At 36.9% G+C, this 3,230-nt stretch carries 4 protein-coding genes and 1 pseudogene; 4 read left to right on the forward strand and 1 reads right to left on the reverse strand.

Features of this window, described 5'->3' with window-relative positions; translation table 11 throughout:
* From FXV91_RS12300 to FXV91_RS12310, 3 genes are all read left to right on the forward strand, one after another.
* The coding region (locus FXV91_RS12300) for a C39 family peptidase (protein WP_229390892.1) at positions 1 to 429 on the forward strand (429 nt) is incomplete at its 5' end.
* Between the two features lie 26 nt (positions 430 to 455).
* Positions 456 to 992, forward strand: a complete 537-nt coding sequence (locus tag FXV91_RS12305) for a UPF0228 family protein (RefSeq protein ID WP_011032354.1) — start codon at positions 456 to 458, stop codon at positions 990 to 992.
* A gap of 423 nt (positions 993 to 1,415) precedes the next feature.
* Positions 1,416 to 1,817: a UPF0228 family protein gene (locus tag FXV91_RS12310; protein WP_011032353.1), complete on the forward strand. Its 402-nt coding sequence runs from the start codon at positions 1,416 to 1,418 to the stop codon at positions 1,815 to 1,817.
* Between the two features lie 94 nt (positions 1,818 to 1,911).
* Here the strand turns inward: FXV91_RS12310 and FXV91_RS12315 are convergent, their stop codons facing one another.
* Positions 1,912 to 2,214, reverse strand: coding sequence for a heterodisulfide reductase-related iron-sulfur binding cluster (locus tag FXV91_RS12315; protein WP_229390893.1), 303 nt, complete (start codon positions 2,212 to 2,214; stop codon positions 1,912 to 1,914).
* A 531-nt stretch (positions 2,215 to 2,745) separates the two neighbouring features.
* On the opposite strand from FXV91_RS12315, the pseudogene FXV91_RS12320 reads away from it, so the two are divergent.
* Positions 2,746 to 3,230, forward strand: a pseudogene (locus FXV91_RS12320) (GTPase - sulfate adenylate transferase subunit 1); the annotation flags it as partial.

Here is a 3,230-nt window from a genome sequence, read left to right on the forward strand (position 1 = left end):
GATCTCGGTGCTACTGTATATGCGCAAATAACGAGCTACTACTGTGCTCCAGCAACTGCCAAAATGCTTACTAAATATTACAATGATGAAAGTCCTCACCAAACTACTATATATGAAATGATGAACGGGGTAGCTCCTAACGGGGTTTATAATTCCGAGCAGTTACTTTATTATCATTCAAGCAGCGGATTAAATAAACCTAATTCATATGTAGAAGATTCTATTAACTTTGAAGAAGCTACTAATGAAATTGATAATGGAAGGCCTTTCAAGAGTGGAGTTACAGGTCATGCTCGAATGTGTCGTGGATACAAAATCAGTGGTTCGGATGAGTATTTGCGTATAGGTGATCCTAACCCTGTGTATTTCCGTATACCTTATTGGGAAGCATTTGGTTCTGAAGTTGACCGTATATATGTGAGGAGTTAAAACTCCTCATTTTTTTGGTGAATGATATGAATAAAATTAGCAAAGTAGTACTTGTTTTTATAGTCATTCTAACTATCGTAATACTGATAAAGCAATCTCACGAAGTTAAAGTGGCTGCTTTATTTATTCAATTTGAAAATGAAACTACTGAACCGGAAGTAGAAGCCATTCTTGAGAATTACGATATACCTGTGAATTATACCATAGACTGCAATTCTAATATTTCGCGTGGAAAGTACTACATAAAAGCAGATGAAGATAAAATCAATGAATTGAGGAAAGATGAAAACTGGACTTCTGTAGTTGAACTCAAAAAAGGAAATTATAACATAATTATGTTATCTGCAGAATTTGTTCCAGATGAAAATTTTCTTACAGTACTGGAAAAAAATAACCTTCAGTTGAAAAAGGCAGTCGTGTGTTATATCCATTTTGGAAATGGATCACCAGACCGGGTTGTGGGAAAGAATTGTGTTCTGGAAAAGGATGCAATAAGGATAAAAAATGAGCTTGAAAAAAATGAGAAAGTTTTGATTGTAGGCCTCGATTATATTCAAGGATAATATTCTAAGCTTCAGGTCATTGGGAAGCTTGGCCGGCCTGTACGGTGGATGGAAGTTCAGAAAGAAGTAATAGGGGGATCGGAGGGATCGGATATTCAAAAGTCCTTGGCGACGTTTGTTCATTTTCTATCCGGATTGATACACAAACTGTTGAAGCCTCTGGTTCTGAAATTAACCGTATGTAAAAGGGATTAAAACCTCACATCTTTTTTAGGTGTTGGTATGAAAATCAGCAAGGAAATAACTATTTTTATTGTATTTCTAACTCTCATAGTGCTTTTGGGATTGTTTACAAACACACTAAGTGAGATTAGAACGCCAGCTAACAACGAGCTTAAGGTGGGTGGGATGAACATCCGATTTGAATACGGAACTTCCTAATAGAAAGTTAAACATGTTCTTGAAAACTATAACAACTATAACATGACTACGAACTATAGCATAGATTGCAACACGGGTTCTATGGGAAATAAATATTACATTATGGTAGACAAAGATAATCGGGATATAAGACGCGAATTGAGAAAAGGGATGGAAGAAGAGAATAAAGATTGGATTATATCTTCTTCTGCTACTGGCATTCGAAAAGGACATTCTTACGTAATCGCGGTATCCGAACAGGCTGTCAATGATGAAAAGTTTCTTTCGATACTGAATAAATATGACACTCAGGTGAAAAAGTTCGTCTGGTGCTATATTCGCTTTGAAAAGCCGGACGGGTTCAGGTATTGGATTCCGGAGGAAGATGCAGTCAAAATGAAAAACGAGCTCGAAAATAATGAAAGTATTATTACCGTATCTATTGACTATATTAATGATCAGTAAATCAGATACATATTTTTAAAAACGTTTCAAGCCGTGACCCTCTTCACTCCCATTGTAATAAAAAAGATAGCCAGTTCTATTTAAAAACTGGATTTTATATTATTCCGGCCTTTTCAAGAAAACCTTCCAGAGGCACGGAGTGAGTCTGGAAACCGCAWACTTTGTAGGGGTCTGCTCCCATTGAAAGAGCTACKAACTGGGCAATATTCATGTGCACCATGTCRTACTCTACCCCATACTCTTTTTCAATTACRGGCTGGTAGCGGTCGTACTGGATATGGCAGTTCGGGCACATATGGATCATTAACTCCACACCGGCTCTCTGGAGGCTGTCCAGCTTGGTTTTGGTGACCTGTAGAGAGGTGTTTTTGTTAAGGTGGAGCTGGGAAAAGCCCATTCCGCAGGTGAGGGCGTGAGCGATATTTTGTCATAATTTGTCTAAAATATAGGAGACATAATTTTTAAATAGACATGCCAAAAATTAGAAGGCTTAGAATATATACAGGCTCGTATTAGATACAAACACTGATTTTATGCGGCAAAACTGTAATAGTTAAACAAAAATCAATATATGAGAATATTCAGTAGAATTGGGAAGTTTATAGAGAAGTACTTGAATATATAAGGAGACAATATACATATATATATAAGTTCTGGCCAAATCATCAAACTGTCAAGGTCAAGGAACTATTACAGGCAATTACAGACTCAAAATCAGTTCGAAAATCGAATTGTTTGAGAATTTACACAGAAAACTTATAAGGAGTTAGATAATAGGGATTTATGGAGTTCAGAAGTGCTTTCCAGGTACCGCCCGAACTCCACAAAACACGCCCTAAAGGCATGAGTTATGTTAGCTTTGTCTGTATTTAAGGCTTAGCTTGTCTGATTCTGCCTCCTGGGTATAAGATACACAGGAGATAAAGTAATGAACCATAATAAAATTGGAGTAGGTATACTTGTTTTAACAACACTGCTGGTTGGTATGGTGTTAATACCGGCAGTAAGTGCACAAGAAGAAAAAGATTATTCTGTAACTGCTGAGGAAGCTTTTAAGCATGCCAGTGCGAACATGATAAGTTTCATAGCAGCCGATGCACCAGGCTTTGAAAACTGGACAGGGGCATCTGTTGATCCCAAACCGGTTGAGCTTTACGACATAAATGGTCAGAAATTATTTTATCAATTCTCAGTATACAAAGAAAAAAAATTGATAGGTACAATTGATATTTATGCCAATAAAACGCTGGGACATTCATTCAACGACATTACGTTTGATCCTGAACCCTATAAAGTAGCTGAAGCCATGAAGAAGTCAAAAGAAATTGCCAAAAAAAATTACCCGACCGGAGAAATAAAATCAACTAAAATGGTTGTATACAGTTATCCTAAAATAGGGGCGATGACTGCGGT

It is taken from the genome of Methanosarcina sp. DH2 (genome assembly GCF_020804225.1).
GTDB lineage: Archaea > Halobacteriota > Methanosarcinia > Methanosarcinales > Methanosarcinaceae > Methanosarcina.